Annotated in this window: 13 protein-coding genes; 7 read left to right on the top strand and 6 right to left on the bottom strand. The window is 71.9% G+C overall.

Features of this window, described 5'->3' with window-relative positions:
• Window positions 1-8: 8 nt before the first annotated feature.
• Window positions 9-1685 carry a helix-turn-helix domain-containing protein gene (locus QJS33_RS18335; RefSeq protein WP_306369231.1) on the bottom strand — a complete coding sequence of 559 codons (1677 nt, stop codon included), beginning with the start codon at window positions 1683-1685 and terminating at the stop codon, window positions 9-11.
• Between the two features lie 243 nt (window positions 1686-1928).
• Here QJS33_RS18335 and pruA point away from each other — a divergent pair, with 243 nt between their 5' ends.
• The 3 genes from pruA (at window position 1929) to QJS33_RS18320 (ending at window position 5759) form a co-directional block, all read left to right on the top strand.
• A complete protein-coding gene (gene pruA / locus QJS33_RS18330) occupies window positions 1929-3554 on the top strand; it encodes an L-glutamate gamma-semialdehyde dehydrogenase (protein ID WP_306369230.1) in 1626 nt (541 codons plus the stop codon).
• A 144-nt stretch (window positions 3555-3698) separates the two neighbouring features.
• Window positions 3699-4625: a proline dehydrogenase family protein gene (locus QJS33_RS18325; protein ID WP_306369229.1), complete on the top strand. Its 927-nt coding sequence runs from the start codon at window positions 3699-3701 to the stop codon at window positions 4623-4625.
• Window positions 4626-4835: 210 nt separating this feature from the next.
• Entirely contained in the window at window positions 4836-5759 is a 924-nt protein-coding gene (locus QJS33_RS18320) for a Bax inhibitor-1/YccA family protein (RefSeq protein ID WP_306369228.1), read from the top strand.
• Between the two features lie 107 nt (window positions 5760-5866).
• Here QJS33_RS18320 and QJS33_RS18315 read toward each other — a convergent pair whose 3' ends face one another.
• The 3 genes from QJS33_RS18315 to QJS33_RS18305 all read right to left on the bottom strand — a co-directional run bounded on the left by QJS33_RS18315 (window position 5867) and on the right by QJS33_RS18305 (window position 8810).
• Window positions 5867-6136, bottom strand: a complete 270-nt coding sequence (locus QJS33_RS18315; RefSeq protein WP_306369227.1) for a DUF4287 domain-containing protein — start codon at window positions 6134-6136, stop codon at window positions 5867-5869.
• 274 nt (window positions 6137-6410) lie between these two features.
• Window positions 6411-7631: an acetyl-CoA C-acetyltransferase gene (locus QJS33_RS18310; RefSeq protein WP_306369226.1), complete on the bottom strand. Its 1221-nt coding sequence runs from the start codon at window positions 7629-7631 to the stop codon at window positions 6411-6413.
• 132 nt (window positions 7632-7763) lie between these two features.
• On the bottom strand, window positions 7764-8810 hold the full coding sequence (locus QJS33_RS18305) for an SGNH/GDSL hydrolase family protein (RefSeq protein WP_306369225.1): 1047 nt from the start codon (window positions 8808-8810) through the stop codon (window positions 7764-7766).
• A 325-nt stretch (window positions 8811-9135) separates the two neighbouring features.
• On the opposite strand from QJS33_RS18305, the gene QJS33_RS18300 reads away from it, so the two are divergent.
• On the top strand, window positions 9136-10512 hold the full coding sequence (locus QJS33_RS18300; protein WP_306369224.1) for a cystathionine beta-synthase: 1377 nt from the start codon (window positions 9136-9138) through the stop codon (window positions 10510-10512).
• A gap of 320 nt (window positions 10513-10832) precedes the next feature.
• On the top strand, window positions 10833-11573 hold the full coding sequence (locus tag QJS33_RS18295; protein ID WP_306369223.1) for an acyltransferase: 741 nt from the start codon (window positions 10833-10835) through the stop codon (window positions 11571-11573).
• A gap of 101 nt (window positions 11574-11674) precedes the next feature.
• Here the strand turns inward: QJS33_RS18295 and QJS33_RS31430 are convergent, their stop codons facing one another.
• Window positions 11675-11863, bottom strand: coding sequence for a hypothetical protein (locus QJS33_RS31430; RefSeq protein WP_372339678.1), 189 nt, complete (start codon window positions 11861-11863; stop codon window positions 11675-11677).
• Window positions 11864-12078: 215 nt separating this feature from the next.
• On the opposite strand from QJS33_RS31430, the gene QJS33_RS18290 reads away from it, so the two are divergent.
• Entirely contained in the window at window positions 12079-13224 is a 1146-nt protein-coding gene (locus tag QJS33_RS18290) for a cystathionine gamma-synthase (protein WP_306369222.1), read from the top strand.
• A 381-nt stretch (window positions 13225-13605) separates the two neighbouring features.
• On the opposite strand, the gene QJS33_RS18285 is transcribed toward QJS33_RS18290, so the two are convergent.
• Window positions 13606-13875: a hypothetical protein gene (locus QJS33_RS18285; RefSeq protein ID WP_306369221.1), complete on the bottom strand. Its 270-nt coding sequence runs from the start codon at window positions 13873-13875 to the stop codon at window positions 13606-13608.
• A gap of 300 nt (window positions 13876-14175) precedes the next feature.
• Between QJS33_RS18285 and QJS33_RS18280 the strand changes: the two genes are divergently transcribed.
• Window positions 14176-14904, top strand: coding sequence for a GntR family transcriptional regulator (locus tag QJS33_RS18280; RefSeq protein WP_306369220.1), 729 nt, complete (start codon window positions 14176-14178; stop codon window positions 14902-14904).
• The last annotated feature ends 32 nt before the right edge of the window (window positions 14905-14936 follow it).

Genomic DNA, 14936 nt, shown 5'->3' with positions numbered 1-14936 from the left:
CCGTCGCCTCACGGCGTGGGCCGTTCCTGCTCCATCAGCAGTTGCAGCTGCGTGAACAGACGCTCCCCGGGGTCGGACAGGTCGATGCCGCTGACCTCCGCCGCCCGGCGCACCCGGTACCGCAGGGTGTTCGGGTGGACGTGCAGCCGCTCCGCCGCCGCCCGGGCGTCCCCGAACGCCTCCAGGTAGGCCGACAGCGAGCGCACCAGTTCCGCGCCGCCGTCCCGGTCGTACTCCACCAGCCGCGACACCCGCGGGTCCCGCAGCGAGGGCTCCTCGTGCAGCAGCGCCAGTGTCTCCCGGATGAGCACCCGCGAGCGCACGTCGTCGATGGTCGCGACCTCCCGGTCGGGGTCGCCGCGCATCGCCTCCAGCACCCGGTCGGCCTCCTCCCGCGACTCGGGTGCGTCGGCCAGCCGCCCCACCGGCGAGCCCACCGCCGCCCGCACCCGCAGGCCCAGGGCCGACCGCGCCGCCTCCACGATCCGGCCGCACAGCGTCACCACCGTGCGCTCCACCCCGCCCCGGTCCCGGGTCAGGTCCGGCAGCAGCGCGTAGACCCGGCCGTTCAGCTCGGTCACCAGGGCGCTGCGCCGGTAGGCGGCGGCGTGCACCGACACCAGGTCGAGGAACCGGCGGCGGCGCAGCTCCCGTTCGGGGCGGTCGGTCCGCTCCTGGCCCTCCTCGCCCACCGGGGCGAACGCCGCCACCAGTGCCGCCCGGTCGCTGCGCACCTCCACCGTGTCGGCCAGGGCGGCCGCGTCGATCCGCCCCTGGAGCAGACTGGACAGCAGGTCCTCGCGCAGCCGCAGCCCGGCGCTGGCCCGGGTGCGCTGGCGGATCATCTGTAGGGCCGCGGTGCGGGCCGCGCCCAGCAGCGCCTCCGCGGCGTGCTCGGCCAGCGGCTGCGAACCCTCCTGCACCCAGATCGCGCCCAGCGGCCGGTCACCGGCGTGGATGCCCACCGCCAGCCGCCGCCGGATGCCCAGCTCGGGGTGCTCGTCGATGCGCACGACCTCCTCGCCCGCGCGCAGCCGGGCGAACACCCCCCACTCGCGCAGCAGCGCCAGGTACGACTCCGGGCCGCGCCGCCCCAGCACCGACAGCCGCCGCAGCTCGTCCACCTCGGCTCCGCTGGAGTAGGCCAGCACCCGGCTCGCCGAGTCCTCGATGCTCACCAGGCCGCCGGTGAGCTGGGCGATGGTCTGCGCCATCGAGAACAGGTCGCCGTCGGCCTCGCCGGTGTCGCCGTCCTCCAGCAGCCGGGCGTCGTCCACGATGCTCTGGCACACCGCCTGGAACCGGTCCCAGCGCACCTCCGGGCGCACCACCAACAGCGCGATGCCCGCCTCCTGCGCCTCGGCGCGCAGCGGGGCCAGGTCGTCACCGCCCACCCGGGGGCGGCGGGCCGGGTTCCCCTCGTGCGGGGCACCGGTCTTGACCGCGACCGCACTCGCCCCCTGCTCGGCGATCCGCCGCACCAGCCGCCGGGCCGAGCCGCCGCGGGCCCCGATGAGCAGGACGAGGTCGCCGCCGCGCACCTCGGTCCGGTCCTCGGGGTCCACGATGAGGACGTTGTCCACTTGGACATCCAGTCCCTCCGGGGCCGCGGCCACGTCCAGGATCGGGTCGCCCAGGGCGAGCAGGAGGCGGCGCAACGGGACACCCGGGCGAGCCTCCGCCACTTCCCGGTCGTGACCAGCGGGAATGTCGGGCCTCACGGTAGCCTCCGGTGGAATGCGGCGAGTAGTGGGAAGAATGTTGTGCAAAGGGGCAGAGATGGACCTTCGGGTTTCATTTTGTCCTAGAGGACAAACAGGTCGGGCAAAGAGTGGCCCGCCCCACAAGGTTCGCACGGCCTGGTTCTGGGAGCGTTGGCTGAGACAGCCCCTGCTCTGTTCAGGGAAAAGACTTCCAGGGAGGTGCCCATGGACGCCGTGACCAACGTCCCGCTGCCGGTGAACGAGCCCGTTCTCTCGTACGCGCCCGGCAGTGTCGAGCGCGCGGAGCTCGTCGCCGAGCTCGAAAAGCTCGGCAAGGAGCGCATCGACCTGCCCATGCGCATCGGCGGCGAGAGCCGCATGGGCGGCGGCGAGCCGATCGACGCCGTGCAGCCGCACAACCACTCCGCCGTGCTCGGCACCATGCGCAACGCCACCCACCAGGACGCCCGCGACGCCATCGCCGCCGCCAAGGCCGCCGCCCCGGCCTGGCGCGCGATGTCCTTCGACGACCGCGCCGCCATCCTGCTGCGCGCCGCCGAGCTGCTGTCCGGCCCCTGGCGCGCCACCATCAACGCCGCCACCATGCTCGGCCAGTCCAAGACGGTCCAGCAGGCGGAGATCGACGCGGCCTGTGAGCTCATCGACTTCTGGCGCTTCAACGTCGCCTACGCACGCGAACTGATCGCCCAGCAGCCGCTGAGCGTCAAGGGCGTGTGGAACCGCATGGAGCAGCGGCCGCTGGAGGGGTTCGTCTACGCGATCACCCCGTTCAACTTCACCGCCATCGCGGGCAACCTGCCCACCGCCCCGGCCCTGATGGGCAACGTGGTCGTGTGGAAGCCCTCCCCGACGCAGCAGTTCGCCGCCGAGCTGACCATGCGCCTGCTGGAGGAGGCCGGGATGCCCCCCGGCGTCATCAACATGGTCACCGGTGACGGCCTGGCCGTCTCCGACGTCGCCCTCAACGACCCGGAGCTGGCCGGTGTGCACTTCACCGGTTCCACCCGCACCTTCCAGCACCTGTGGAAGACCGTCGGCGAGAACATCTCCACCTACCGCTCCTACCCGCGCATCGTGGGCGAGACCGGCGGCAAGGACTTCATCGTCGCCCACCACACCGCGGACCCGGAGGTCCTGCGCACCGCCATCGTGCGCGGCGCCTTCGAGTACCAGGGCCAGAAGTGCTCGGCCGCTTCGCGCGTGTTCGTGGCCCGCTCGGTCTGGGAGAAGACGAGCGACGCCCTCATCGCCGAGACCGAGGCCCTGACCATGGGCGACGTCACCGACCTGTCGAACTTCATGGGCGCCGTCATCGACCGCCGCTCCTTCGACAAGCTGTCCAAGGTCCTGGAGGACGCCAAGTCCGACCCGACCCTGGAGATCGTCGCGGGCGGCACCGCCGACGACTCCGTGGGCTACTTCGTGCGCCCGACCATCATCGTGGGCACGGACCCGTCCAACGACGTGTTCCGCACCGAGTACTTCGGTCCGGTCGTCGCCGTCCACGTCTACGAGGACGACCGCTACAGCGAGATCCTCAAGGTCGTCGACGAGGGCTCGGCCTACGCCCTGACCGGCGCGGTCCTGGCCAACGACCGCACCGCGGTCGCCGAGGCCGAGGCGGCCCTGCGCTTCACCGCGGGCAACTTCTACATCAACGACCGGCCGACCGGCTCCATCGTGGGCCAGCAGCCCTTCGGTGGCGGCCGCGCCTCGGGCACCAACGACAAGGCAGGATCCGCGCAGAACCTGTCGCGCTGGTCCAGCCCGCGCTCCATCAAGGAGACGTTCGTCGCCCCGACGACCTCCTCCTACCCCCACCAGGGGTAGCACCCGGGTTCCGCACCCCTCCCGTCCTGAGGGGTGCGGACTCCCCGCCCCCCCGAAGCACCGCCGGCGCGGCCGGGCCGATCCCCGGCCGCGCCCCGCCCGCGTGCGACACGACCGTCCGCGCTCGTCTCCTTCGAGGTCACCATGCTCCGCAAACCTCTGCTGCTCGCCGCCAGATCCACCGCCTGCCGCCGGATCGTCGAGCGCACCCCCGTCACCCGCGCCATGGTCCACCGGTTCGTCGCCGGCGAGGACCTGGACACCGCCCTGCCCGCCGTCGAGCGCTTGGCGGCGGATCGCTTCATCACGCTGGACTTCCTCGGCGAGGACACCAGGGACCGCGCCCAGGCCGAGGGCACCGTCCTGGCCTACGAGGACCTGCTGGCGGCCCTGGGCGAGGCCGGGCTGGGCGACCGCGCCGAGGTGTCGGTCAAGCTGTCCGCCGTCGGCCAGTTCCTGGACCGCGACGGCGAGAAGATCGCCCTGGAGAACGCCCGGCGCATCGCCGAGGCGGCCAAGGCCATCGGCACCACGGTCACCCTGGACATGGAGGACCACACCACCACCGACTCCACCCTGGGCATCCTGCGCGAGCTGCGCCAGGACTTCCCGTTCGTGGGCGCGGTGCTCCAGGCCTACCTGCACCGCACGGAGGCCGACTGCCGCGACCTGAGCGGCGCCGGCTCCCGGGTGCGCCTGTGCAAGGGCGCCTACGACGAGCCCGAGTCGGTGGCCTTCCGCGACAAGCACGAGGTCGACAAGGCCTACGTGCGGGCGCTGCGCGTCCTGATGGAGGGCGAGGGCTACCCGATGGTCGCCTCGCACGACCCGCGGATGATCGCCATCGCCGGGGAGCTGGCCGCGGCCAACGGCCGCGGCGCGGACGACTACGAGTACCAGATGCTGTACGGCATCCGTGACGAGGAGCAGGTCCGCCTGGCCGCCGAGGGGAAGCGCATGCGCGTCTACGTCCCCTACGGCACCGAGTGGTACGGCTACTACATGCGCCGTCTGGCCGAGCGTCCCGCGAACGTGCTGTTCCTGGCGCGCGCGCTGATCACGCGCAACTAGCGCGCAACCGGTTCCACACTGGTCCCACCTGGGACGATCGGGGGCACGGGCCGGGGTTTCGACCCCGGCCCGTCATGGTGTTCGGCCGGGGTTCACGAACGTCACCCGGAGCCGTTTCCCAACGGTGACCTGTGCTCCGGAACCCGAGCGGAGGCCCGTGCGTTACCTTGTGGGCAGCAATCCACGGTAATTCGAAAGGTCTTCCTGGACATGCGGATGCGCAGTTCCAACCCCGTTCTCAAGCGGGCGCTCCAGCAGGCCGGCCCGGCAGGGTACGGCCAGCAGCAGGGTTACCCCCAGCAGGGGTACGGACAGCCGTACCCGCAGCAGGGATACCCCCAGCAGGGCTACGGCCAGCCCTACCCCCAGCAGGGATACCCGCAGCAGGGGTACCCGCAGCAGGGCCACCCGGGCGGTCCCGGCGAAGCCCGGATGACCATCGACGACGTCGTGGTGCGCACGGGCATGACGCTGGGCGTCGTCGCGCTCCTGGCCGTCGTCAACTACTTCGTCTTCCAGACCAACCCGGGTCTGGGCATCGGACTGCTGTTCGTCGGCGTCCTCGGCGGCCTCGTCCTCGGCCTGGTCATCGCGTTCAAGAGCATCACCAACCCGGTCGCCATCCTGGCCTACGCGGCCTTCGAGGGCCTGATCGTCGGCGGCCTGTCGGCCTACCTGGCGGCACTGCTGGTCGGCACCACCGGTGACGCGGGCGCCGGCGGCACCCTGATCACCCAGGCGGTGCTGGGCACCGTCCTGGTCTTCGGCGTGATGCTGGCGCTGTACAAGTTCCGCGTCATCAAGGTCACCGACGGCTTCGCCAAGGTGGTCATGTACGCCACCCTGGGCGCTGCGGCCCTGATGCTGGTGAACTTCGTCGCGAGCTTCTTCATCGCCGGCGGTATCGGCATCCGCGAGCCCAGCCCGCTGGGCCTGGTCGTCGGCCTGGTCTTCGTCGTCATCGCGGCCTGCACCCTGGCCCTGGAGTTCCGGGGCATCGAGGAGGGCATCAACGCCGGTATCCCGGCCAAGTTCGCCTGGCAGTTCGCCTTCGGCCTGACCGTCTCCCTGGTCTGGCTCTACATCGAGATCCTGCGCCTGCTCTGGATCATCAAGACGATGTTCGCCGAGTAGTCCACGGCGTTCGGTCGTTCACCGCACCGAGAAGGGGCCGTTCCGGCGATACCGGGACGGCCCCTTTTCTCATCGGCTGCTGTGGCGGATACGGTCTGGAGCCGGCCTCAGGCCGACTCCGGGCTCCGCTCGCCCGCGCGGCGCGGTGCGGGGATGGAGCGGTTCCGTCGGCGGCGTTCGTACTCGGTGACGAGGGCCTGGGCGTACCACGGGGGCAGCCCGTACTCGTCGGCGAGCCAGTTGGCCCGGTCGGAGCAGCGGAGCAGGCCCGGTCCCTGGTCGAGGGCGTCGAACCACTCGTGGAGTCCTCGGCCGGTGACGGCCGGGATGCGTTCGATGAGCTTGGCGTGGACTTCCGGCGAGTGGGTTACCGGCATGGGCACCTCCGGCAGTGCGTTGGCGTTTGACGCTTACCTGCGACACTGCATCAGGATCACGGTATGGACAAGCCCCGGACACCGGCTTTTACCTTGCATGTGCGGGAACGTTTGCCAAGGCGCCCTGGACGACCGTTACCACCGGTGCTAAGCGACCTCTGCGCATGTTCCGGAGTCCCCCGGGCGGCGGGACAAAAGTCCGGAAAACGCGGAGAGGTGCGGAAAAAGCAGAAAGGGGCCGGGGCGCGCGCCCCGGCCCCCCACGGAGAGCGGATCAGCTCAGACGCTCGAAGACGGCCGCCATGCCCTGGCCGCCGCCGACGCACATGGTCTCCAGACCGAAGGTCTTGTCGTGGAACCGGAGCCCGTTGATCAGGGTGCCGGTGATGCGGGCACCGGTGCTGCCGAACGGGTGGCCGACCGCGATGCCGCCGCCGTTGACGTTCAGCTGCGCGTCGATGTCCACGCCCAGCTGGTCGGCGGAGGGCAGGACCTGCGCGGCGAACGCCTCGTTGATCTCGACCAGGTCGATGTCGCCGATCGCCATGTTGGCGCGGGCCAGGGCCTGCTTGGAGGCCTCGACCGGGCCCAGGCCCATGATCTCCGGGCTCAGGCCGGTGACGCCGGTGGACACGATGCGGGCCAGCGGGGTCAGGCCCAGCTGCGCCGCCTTGGTGTCGCTCATGATGACGAGCGCCGAGGCGCCGTCGTTGAGCGGGCAGGCGTTGCCCGCGGTCACGGTGCCGTCGGGGCGGAACACCGGCTGGAGCTGGGAGACCTTCTCGTAGGTGGTGCCGCGGCGGATGCCGTCGTCGGTGGTGACCACGGTGCCGTCGGGCAGGGTGATCGGGACGATCTCGCGCTCCCAGAAGCCGTTGTCCAGGGACTTCTCGGAGAGGTTCTGGGAGCGGACGGCGAACTCGTCCTGGCGCTGCCGGGAGACGCCGGTGATCTGGGCGACGTTCTCGGCGGTCTGGCCCATCGCGATGTAGACGTCGGGCAGGGCGCCGTCCTCGCGCGGGTCGGTCCAGGCGGCGGAACCGGCCTGGGCGCGCTTCTCGGTGCGGGCCTTGGCGTCGGCGAACAGCGGGTTCTCGTTCTTCGGGTCGTCGCTGCTGCCGTTGGCGAAGCGGCTCACGGTCTCCACGCCGGCGGAGACGAACACGTCGCCCTCGCCCGCCCGGATCGCGTGCAGGGCCATCCGGGTGGTCTGCAACGAGGAGGAGCAGTAGCGGGTGACGGTGGTGCCGGGCACCGTGTCCAGGCCGAGCCGGACGGCGACCACGCGGGCCATGTTGAAGCCCTGCTCGCCGCCGGGCAGGCCGCAGCCGAGCATGAGGTCGTCGATCGAGGACGGGTCCAGCTGCGGGACCTTGGCCAGGGCGGCGCCGATGACCTGTGCGGCGAGGTCGTCGGGACGGATGTCCTTGAGCGAACCCTTGAAGGCGCGCCCGATCGGGGAACGGGCGGTGGCGACGATGACTGCTTCGGGCATGGCGGCGTCCCTATCGGAGTGGAGCTACAGATGTGCGACCGGCATGGTACCGGTCACCACAGGTCTTGTTACCAGTCAGTAAACCCGGAGGTCGCCCTCCCGCGCCACCCGGGGTCGTCCTTGTCCGTGATCTCACCGATCCCCGGACTCGGGCCGCGGGTCCTCGGCGGTCGCACCCGCGTCCGCGGACACCGGCTCCCGGCCGGCGGCCGGGCCGCGCAGGCCGGCCAGGGGCCGGCGGACCAGGGCCGACCAGCGGCCCCGCCGTCCCTGTGCGGGGTCGCCCGCGGCGGAGACCTCCGTACCGGGGTTCTCCGCGGCGACCACCGCGGCCCGGTCCACCGGCAGGATGCCCGCGGCCGGGAGGGCGTCCGGTTCCGGGAGCAGCCCCAGCGCCGCGCACACCGACGGCAGCACCGCGGAGGCCGCCTGGGCGTAGCCGCGTGCCGACGGGTGGAACCGGTCGGGGCCGAACATGAGCGAGGGGTCGGACCGGAACTCGTCGGCCAGCAGGTCGCTCAACGACACCGTGCGGCCGCCCGCCTCGGTGACGGCGATCGTCTGCGCGGCCGCCAGCTGGCGTGAGGCGCGCCGCGCCACCGAGCGCAGCGGCCACCCGATCGGGCGCACGGTGCCCAGGTCCGGGCAGGTCGCCACCACCACCGCCGTGCCCTGGTCCGTCAGCCTGCGCACGACGTCGCGCAGATCGGCCACCGCGTCGCTGGGCCGCACCCGGCGGATGACGTCGTTGGCGCCGATGAACACCACGGCCACGTCGTAGCGGGTGCCCCCGGACAGCGCCCCGGACCGTTCCGCCTGCCCGGCCAGGGTTGCCGAGGTGGCGCCCGGGAACGCCGTGCAGCGCAGCCGCACCGGCCGGTCGGCGGCGTTGGACAGGCCGGTCGCCAGCATCACCGAGGGTGTCCGGGCGGCGGTCTCGACGGCGAACCCCGCCGCCGTGGAGTCGCCCATCATGAGCATGCGGATCGGCGGTCCCGAGCCCTGGCCGTGCAGCCCGTCGACGACCGGCCGCTCCCACTCGGTGACCCCCACCGCCCGGCGGGCCAGCAGGGCCTGGAGGTAGAGCAGGGCCAGCGTTCCCGCGCCCACGAGGGTGAGCCCGCCGCCACCGAACGCGGTGGCCGCGGCTATCCGCCGTGCGCGTGCGGCTCGCAGCATCGGAACGACCTCCGGGGCGTTCGGGGCCTCGGACCCGCGCCCCTGCGCGGCGGGCCGGTCGGACCATCGAGGCTACCGGCGGGGGGAGGCCGGGTCACGTACCCCGGCGGAACAGCGTTCGAACCCCGGGGTGAGCACGGTCGAACCCGCGGGTGACGGCCCCGACCGGACCGGCTCCCGCCGAGCGCGCGGAACCCGCTGATGAGGGGCGTTAGAGTCGGGTTGAGACGGGCCGGACCGGCCCCACGGCCCCGGGCTCACGCCATCGGGGCGCGAGTCGAACGGCGGGCCGAGACCCGGTCGCCACGATGCAAGGGAGCATGAAGTGCGGGTATACGACTCACTGATCGACCTGGTGGGGAACACCCCGCTCGTCCGGTTGCGGAAGGTGACCGAGGGGCTGGGACCGAACGCCCCCACGGTGGTGGCCAAGGTCGAGTACTTCAACCCGGGCGGTTCGGTGAAGGACCGCATCGCCCTGCGCATGGTCGAGGCCGCGGAGAAGAGCGGCGAGCTCAAGCCGGGCGGCACCATCGTCGAGCCGACCTCCGGCAACACCGGCATCGGCCTGGCGATCGTCGCCCAGGAGAAGGGCTACCGCTGCGTCTTCGTCTGCCCGGACAAGGTGGGCCCGGACAAGCTCTCGGTGCTGCGCGCCTACGGGGCCGAGGTCGTGGTGTGCCCGACCACGGTCGCCCCCGAGCACCCGGAGTCGTACTACTCGGTCTCGGACCGCCTGGCCCGGGAGATCCCCGGCGCGTGGAAGCCGAACCAGTACGAGAACATCAACAACCCGGAGTCGCACTACCACTCCACCGGCCCGGAGATCTGGGAGCAGACCGAGGGGCGCATCACGCACTTCGTGGCGGGCATCGGCACCGGCGGCACCATCAGCGGCACCGGCCGCTACCTCAAGGAGGTCTCCGGGGGCGCGGTGAAGATCGTGGGCGCCGACCCGGAGGGCTCGGTCTACTCGGGCGGCTCGGGGCGCCCGTACCTGGTGGAGGGCGTCGGCGAGGACATCTGGCCGGGCACCTACGACACCGGGGTCTGCGACGAGATCGTGGCGGTCAGCGACAAGGACTCGTTCCTGATGACCCGCCGCCTGGCCCGGGAGGAGGCCCTGCTGGTGGGCGGCTCCTGCGGCCTGGCCGTGGAGGCGGCGCTGCGGGTGGCCGAGAACGCCGGGCCCGACGACGTGATCGTGGTGCTGCTGCCCGACGGCGGGCGCGGCTACCTGGGCAAGATCTTCAACGACGAGTGGATGTCCGACTACGGCTTCCTGGCCTCGGACACGGAGGAGGCCACCGCGGGCGAGGTGCTGGCCGCCAAGGGCGGGGAGCTGCCCGACTTCGTGCACACGCACCCGGAGGAGACCATCGGTACGGCGGTGGCGATCATGCGCGAGTACGGGGTCTCCCAGCTGCCGGTCATGAAGGAGGAGCCGCCGGTGATGGCGGCCGAGGTGGTCGGCTCCCTCGCCGAGCGCGACGTCCTGGACGCCCTGTTCGACGGGCGGGCGCAGCTGGACGACCGGGTGGAGGCGCACATGGGCCGCCCGCTGGCCACGGTGGGCACCGGTACCCCGGTGGCGGACTGCGTGCGGCTGCTGCGCACGTCGGGCGCCCTGGTGGTACTGCGCGACGGCAAGCCCGTGGGCATTCTCACCCGGCAGGACCTGCTGGCCCACCTGTCGAACTGACGGCGGCCGCGCCCTCCCGCGAGCCCCCGCCGCCCGCCGCCCCCGTGAGGGGCGGCGGGCGGCCCTGTACCGCCGAGCCCTCCGGTCCCGGTGCCCGCGCGCTCCCGGGCGTGCCCGGCTTCCCGGGGCGGCGGGCGGCGGGCGTACCGCGGGAGCCGCCCCGCCGTCCACGGGCGCGGGAGGGGCCGCGGGGCCCTGCCGCGCTCGTGGACGGCGCTCGGAACCGAGCGTTGTTCGGGCCCCGGTGCGAACGGAACGGACATCGGGGCGCATACTCGAACACTGCTAATGTTCGCGGCAAGGCTACTGGCAGGTAACACATGGGAGCTCGCGTGTCGCGGCTGTTGTCCTGGATCATCCGTTCGCTCTGGTCGTACGCGCGCGCTCACGCGGAGATCCGCTCCGGTTCCCGTGCGGCGCGCAGGTTCGCGCGCTTCGGCGACGGCTCCGCCATCGCCTTCCCCACGGCCACGCTCTACGGCGAGCCCTGGATCGAGATCGGCGCCTTCACCGTGCTGGGCGGGGACATGACCCTGGCCGCCGGGATGGGACCCGACCACGACCTGGGCCCGGGCACGGTCGTGCGGATCGGTTCGGGGTGCGCCATCGGGCGCGGCTCCCACATCGTCGCCCACAAGTCGATCGACATCGGCGACCACGTGTACACCGGCCCCTACGTGTACATCACCGACCAGAACCACTCCTACGCCAACACCGAGATCCCGGTCGGCCTGCAATGGCCGGTCGACGACCCGGTCAGCATCGGCGCGGGGACCTGGATCGGCGCGAACGCGGTGATCCTGCCCGGCGTCCACCTGGGCCGCAACTGCGTGGTGGCGGCCGGGACGGTCGTACGCCCGGGCGTCTACCCCGACCACTCGGTCATCGCGGGCATCCCGGGCAAGGTCGTGCGCACCTACGAGGCCGAGCTGGGCTGGCAGCCGCCGCTGCGCGAAGCGGGCACCCCCACCCGCGTGCCCACCCCCGCCGCCGGGCCGCCGCCCGGTGTCCCCGAAGCGCCGCCGCAGCCGGGTACGCCCCCCCGCTTCCCCTCGGCCTGAGCCGGGGCGGCCGGGCCGTCCCCGTGCCGGACCGCCACCGGGCACCGCCCCGGGCGGTGGCCCCCGGCCGGGCCGTGCCCCCTTCGCCCCTCACCTGTCACTCACCACCGGTTTCCCGTCGCCCGCCACCGCTCTCCCGTTACCCGCCTCCGGTTTCCTGTCACCCGCCTCCGGTTTCCCGTTACCCGCCTCCGGCTTCCTGTCACCCGCCTCCGGTTTCCTGTCACCCGCCTCCGGCTTCCTGTCACCCGCCTCCGGTTTCCCGTTACCCGCCTCCGGCTTCCTGTCACCCGCCTCCGCTCTCCCGTCGCCCGCCACCGCCCTCAAAAGGACGGCCTTCGGCCGCCGATTTCCCGCTTAAGGACGGCCCTCGGCCGTCGGCTCTCCGCGTGGGGGGCGGTCTTCGGCCGCGGTTGCCCACCGGCCGGTGGGAACACCGTCGGTGCAGGAAGAGGGGCTGTGGAAAGCGGGTCCGGGGAGGCCCGCGGGGACTATCGTGGTGCCCATGAAGTTCGACGGATTCGAGACGCTGGCCATCCACGCGGGCCAGGAGCCCGACGCGGGCACCGGGGCCGTGGTGGTGCCGATCTACCAGACCAGCACCTACGCCCAGGACGGTGTGGGCGGGCTGCGCCAGGGCTATGAGTACTCGCGCACCGGCAACCCCACCCGGGCCGCACTGGAGGAGTGCCTGGCCGCACTGGAGGACGGCGTGCGCGGCCTGGCGTTCGCCTCCGGCATGGCGGCCGAGGACACCCTGCTGCGCACGGTGCTGTCCCCGGGCGACCACATCATCATCCCGGGCGACGCCTACGGCGGGACCTTCCGGCTGATCTCCAAGGTGGTCGAGCGCTGGGGGGTCGCCTGGGACGCGGTCGACCAGACCGACACCGAGGCGGTGCGGGCGGCGGTGCGCCCGCAGACCAAGGTGATCTGGACCGAGACGCCCACCAACCCGCTGCTCAACATCACCGACATCGAGACGGTCGCGCAGATCGCCCACGACGCCGGGGCGATCCACGTCGTGGACAACACGTTCGCCTCGCCCTACCTACAGCGGCCGCTGACCCTGGGCGCGGACGTCATCGTCCACTCGACCACCAAGTACCTGGGCGGGCACTCCGACGTCGTCGGCGGCGCGCTCGTGGTGGCCGACGCCGAGTTGGGCGAGCGGCTGGCGTTCCACCAGAACACCATGGGTGCTATTCCGGGGCCCTTCGATTCCTGGCTGACCCTGCGCGGGGTCAAGACCCTGGGCGTGCGGATGGACCGGCACAGCGCCAACGCCGAGAAGGTCGTGGCCGCGCTGGAGGGCCACCCGGCGGTGCGCCGGGTCTTCTACCCGGGGCTGGAGGGGCACCCGGGCCACAAGATCGCCGAGCGGCAGATGCGGTCCTTCGGTGGAATGGTCTCCTTCGCTCTGCGCGACGGGGAGAAGGCTGCTCTGAGGGTGTGCGAGCGTACGCAGGTCTTCACCCTGGGCGAGTCCCTGGGCGGGGTGGAGTCCCTGATCGAGCACCCGGGGCGGATGACGCATGCCTCCACCGCGGGTTCCCCGCTGGAGGTTCCGGCGGATCTGGTCCGGATCTCCGTGGGCATCGAGTCGGCTGACGACCTGGTGGCCGATCTGCTACAGGCGCTGGAGGGCTGAGGGGCCGGCGGGCCCCTACGGGGGTCCGCGCGCCGAACCCCCGGCGCTCGCGGCTCTGCCGCGCGGGCTCCGCGGCGACTCTGCCGGGCCCGACGCGGCGCTCCTGTCTCTGTCAACGGGGCGGGCTGCAACGGGGTGGGCACTCCGTTGTGCCGGGCGGGGCGCTCCTGTGGGGTTCGGGAGGCGCCGGCGGGGTTCCGGGGGGCCGGAGAGGGCATCCGAGGAACGAGGATGTCGACGCAGGGCCGCTGCGCTTCCTCGAACCCGTTCCCGCCTTCTGAGGTGCCGAGCCGGGTGGCGGGACCGTGGCCCCGGGCCATCCGTTGAGGGTGGTGGGCGACGGGCGGGCCGAAGCGGAGCGCAGGTTCAAAAGGACCCGGGCTAGACCGTGGTGGGCGTACGGTCCTGCTCGGGGGCGGATCGGGGAGCGGGGACCCGGGCGAGGTCCTCGCGCGGGGTCGGGTTGGCGAAGTGGAGGCCGACGATCAGGCTGCCGGTGCGGGAGAGGGCGCTGTTGTCGTCCTCCTCCCGGAGGGAGCGGTAGCCCCCTCGGCGGTCCTGGCGGCGGATGCCGATCGAGACGGCGAGGAAGAACCCGGCCGCCAGGGCCAGGAGGAGACCGCCTACGGCGATGATGACGCTTGCGAACATGATCTGTATCTCCGTTGGGTGTCCGAGCTGTTCCTTATCCGGTCGAGAGTGCCGCCACCTGCGGGTGGGGCCCGGCACCGCGGGTGCGGTGTCCGTCTGTGGGCGGATGGTGATCGGTTCTGTGGACCTCGATCGTCGCTTTTCCGTATGACCAACTGGCAGCGCCACCGTGTACTAAGGGTGGCCTTCATCTATGATGGGTTCAACGAAACCGGACTAACATGTTTGGTTGGTGTACCGATCACCTTGTTGGTACAAGTTAAGTTGTTGGTCTAGTGCTACCCCCTTGAGGGCTGACTTATGCGGGCAGAAAGCAGATATCGACAGATCGCCCGAGCGTTGCGCAGGGAGATCAGAGAGGGGAGCCTGCCCCTCGGCGGGCAGCTGCCCTCGGAGAAGCAGCTCGAAGAGCGTTTCAGCGCCTCCCGCAACACCGTCAGGCTGGCCCTGGGCATGCTCCGCAACCAGGGGCTGATCATCAGCCGCCCCGGTCGCGGCCACTTCGTGCAGGACGTCGTCCCCGAGACCTTCCACGCCAACCGGCCCAAGGGCGTCGACGGGTTCACCGAGTCCAACATGGCCGGGCAGACCCTGGAGGAACTCCAGCTCCTCAGCGCCAACGCCGACCTCGCCAGCCGGCTGCGTGTCCCCGAGGGCGACATGACGGTGGTCCGGCGCATGTACCGCTTCTCCGGTGAGATCTCCGGGTCGATCAGCTCCGCGTTCTACCCGATGGACCTGGTCCAGGGCACCCCGCTCATGCTGCCCGAGGACGTGGAGAGCGGTCTGTCGGTCATGGCCGAGCACGGCCACCGGCAGGTCGGGTTCGTGGACGAGCTGGAGACCCGGATGCCCAGCCCCAACGAGGCCGCCCAGCTGGAGCTGCCCCCCGGGGTCCCGGTGCTGTGGGTCCACCGCACCGACCTCTCCGAGGAGCGGCCGATCCGGGTGGTCGAGACCGTCTACGCCGGTCACAGCATCCGCTACCAGTACGAGCACGGTGACATCGGTGCCTACCACCGCGACTGACCCGCGCACCCGCCGAACGTCCGCCCCGGCGG

Origin of the sequence: Nocardiopsis sp. CC223A, assembly GCF_030766825.1 — a bacterium.
Taxonomy (GTDB): Bacteria; Actinomycetota; Actinomycetes; order Streptosporangiales; family Streptosporangiaceae; genus Nocardiopsis.
This window is presented reverse-complemented; position numbering and strand designations above follow the sequence as displayed.